The sequence below is a fragment of the Streptomyces sp. 13-12-16 genome (assembly GCF_002114215.1).
Classification (GTDB): domain Bacteria; phylum Actinomycetota; class Actinomycetes; order Streptomycetales; family Streptomycetaceae; genus Streptomyces.
In genome coordinates, this window is record NZ_NCTE01000957.1 from 1 (window position 1) to 2,646 (window position 2,646).

Here is a 2,646-nt window from a genome sequence, read left to right on the forward strand (position 1 = left end):
CGGACCGGCACACCCACGCCCCGGCCCGCGCCCCCGGGCGGCCGGGCGGGCGTCAGCGGGCGAGCCGACACGCGTGCGTCCCCGTGCACGCCCGCGAACACGGGCCGCCGGGCAGGCGTCAGCGGGGGAACCAGCATCTGATCGTCGTGCCCTCGGCCCCGGTGTGCACGCGCACCAGGTCGGCGATCAGGTTGACCATCAGCAGGCCGCGTCCGCCGCGCTGGTCGCGGGAGGCGGGGCGGCGCCCGGCGAGGGGGTCGGCCATCCGGCCTCCGTCGCGCACCTCGCACAGTACGTGGCCGTCCTCGGCCCAGACCCGCAGCACTCCCGAACCACCGCCGTGCAGCACGCTGTTCGTGGTCAGCTCGGCCGTGGCGAGGGCCAGGTCGTTCAGGGTGACGCCGGTGAGGCCGAGCCGCCGTCCCTCGTCGGACGCGGCGTGCCGGGCCGAGGGCAGCGAATCGGCGACGAACGGGAAGGTCATCGCGTCCGTCACGAGCGGCAGCGGCTCGTTGTAGCGGGCGACGACCGCGTCGGGGGCGTACGCCTCGCTGTCCCGCGCCGGGCGTGCGCCGGCGGGGATGACGGTGGGGTGGGTGGCGTGGGCGTCGGCGAGGACGTGCGCGGGCAGGCGTACGGCGTCGTAGGGGCACAGGATCGTCGCCGTACGGTCCCGGAAGGCGGCGTTGATCAGTGCCTCGTGCTGGACGCAGGCGGGGTACTCGGCCGCGGAGCGGCCGACCCAGATGGGCTCGCCGATGATCCGCACCCGCTCCCCGGCCGGCCGGGTGTCGGCGAAGGCGCGCAGCACGCCGGGGATGATCCGGCCGGGGTTGCGTCCGGCCTCGCGCATGTCGAGGAGGCGGACGGTGTCCGCGTCGTCACCGAGCGCGTCCCGGATCAGTCGCAGTCGTTCCCCGGGGACGGCGACCGCCACGGGCTCGCCGGCCGCGAGCCCCTCGCGCACGAAGGGGACGGTGCCCTCCAGGTACTCCCGGTCGTCCCGGTAGAAGAGGGCGGGGTGGGCGAAGGGACCGGCGAGGGCTTCCAGGGGTCCGGCCGCGGCACTCATGACATCGACACCTCGATCGTCGACAGGTCGGGCCAGAACAGGTCCAGTACCCGGCTCAGGGCGGGCGGCGGGCGGCGCACCACGAACCGGCGGCCGTCCCCGAGGCGCGCGGCGGCCGCAGCGAGCGCTCCGGCGCCCGCGACGTCGACGAACGTCACCTCGGACAGTTCCAGCTGGTACACGGCCTCACCTCCGCGCACCGCCTGCTCCAGCACGCGCTCCCAGATCGTATGCGTGGCCAGACCGATCTCCCCGGCCGCGCGGACACCGCGGCCGTCCGCCAGCGGACGCACCGTCAGGCACGGCGCCGGGGCCCCGGGCCCGTACGACGTCCGGTGGTGATCGCCCAACACCGCCTCCCCACGCTCCCGGTCCCTGGTACCCCGCCGGTTCCCGGCCATTCACCGGCGCGGTGTGTAGTACGCCGCGGGCGGGGCAGGCGCATCCGCAGCGCAGCCGGGACCGTGCGCAGCCTACCGCTCCGGTGCCGGCGGCGGCCGGACTCACCCGAAACGCCCCGACCACCCACGAGCACCGACAAGGCGGTGACATGTCCTCCGCGGCATCACTCCCTCCCCCGGGAAGGCCGAACAGCCTGGTCATCGGCGGTCGCACGGACGCGGACCGGGCGCTGCTCGTCCCGCGCGGCGAGCTGGTCCGCGGGTGCGCCCAGGCCCTGACCGAGAAGCTGGCCCGGCTGCCCGCCGGCACGGCACGGGTCGACGTGGACATGAGCGGCGTGTACTTCATGGACACGGCGGGACTGGAGTTCCTGGAGGTGCTGCGCGACCACGGCCGACGCCGGTCGGTGCCGGTCACGGCCACCCGCTGGAACGGTCAGCCGCGCCGCATCCTGGAACTCGCCGGCCTCGACACCACGGACCCGCTGCGCTCCCCGGCACCGGAGGGCACGCCGTCGCGGACCGTCTCGGCGGTGGCGCTGGAGCGGGAGGAGCGGCTGCACCTGCTCCAGGAGGAGGTCGAGCAGTTGCGGCAGGCGATCGCCTCCCGCCCGGTGATCGACCAGGCCCGCGGCGTCCTGATGGCGACGTACGGCTGCACCTCGGACGAGGCGTGGCACATCCTGCGGGAGGTGTCCCAGCTCTCCAACACCAAGCTCCGCACGGTCGCGGAGGCGCTCACCGCGGGTGCGGAGGCGGAGGGTGCCGCCCCGCCCGAGGAGGTCCGCGCCGCCCTGTCCAGGGCCCTGGCCCGCCGCTCGGCACGGTGACACCGGCCCGCGCGGGGTACCCGGCGACGGACCGACCACCGGCCCCGCGAACGGGAGGCAGCACCATGAGCGAGCTGAGCGAGCACACTCCGTCCCAGGCCGAGGGCGACCGGGACGACGACGAGTGGACCACCCCCGAGATCCCGCACTCCACCCCGTCCCAGGCGGAGGGCGAACGCGACCCGTCGGACGCCCCGACGGCCGCCGACGAGCCCGAGTAGCGCCCGTCACCGGAGTCCGTCCGCCGTTGCGGTACCGAGGCGCCGGTCCGGCGGGCGGACCGGGCCGGTGTCGTGCCGGCCGGCGGCGGGGTGCTCCGGGTCACCGGGTGAGCGGCCGTCAG

General features: G+C 75.8%; 4 protein-coding genes. 2 read left to right on the top strand and 2 right to left on the bottom strand.

Annotated elements, in window-relative coordinates:
• Nucleotides 1-118 precede the first annotated feature (118 nt).
• Entirely contained in the window at nt 119-1,072 is a 954-nt protein-coding gene (locus B7767_RS32900) for an anti-sigma factor RsbA family regulatory protein (RefSeq protein ID WP_085575316.1), read from the bottom strand.
• Nucleotides 1,069-1,422 (bottom strand): STAS domain-containing protein, encoded by a 354-nt coding sequence (locus B7767_RS32905; protein WP_256923649.1) that lies wholly within the window; start codon nt 1,420-1,422, stop codon nt 1,069-1,071. The genes B7767_RS32900 and B7767_RS32905 overlap by 4 nt, the downstream gene beginning before the upstream one ends.
• A gap of 200 nt (nt 1,423-1,622) precedes the next feature.
• Between B7767_RS32905 and B7767_RS32910 the strand changes: the two genes are divergently transcribed.
• On the top strand, nt 1,623-2,303 hold the full coding sequence (locus B7767_RS32910; protein WP_085575318.1) for an ANTAR domain-containing response regulator: 681 nt from the start codon (nt 1,623-1,625) through the stop codon (nt 2,301-2,303).
• A gap of 65 nt (nt 2,304-2,368) precedes the next feature.
• Nucleotides 2,369-2,524, top strand: coding sequence for a hypothetical protein (locus B7767_RS46730; RefSeq protein ID WP_179167380.1), 156 nt, complete (start codon nt 2,369-2,371; stop codon nt 2,522-2,524).
• Nucleotides 2,525-2,646: the final 122 nt, after the last annotated feature.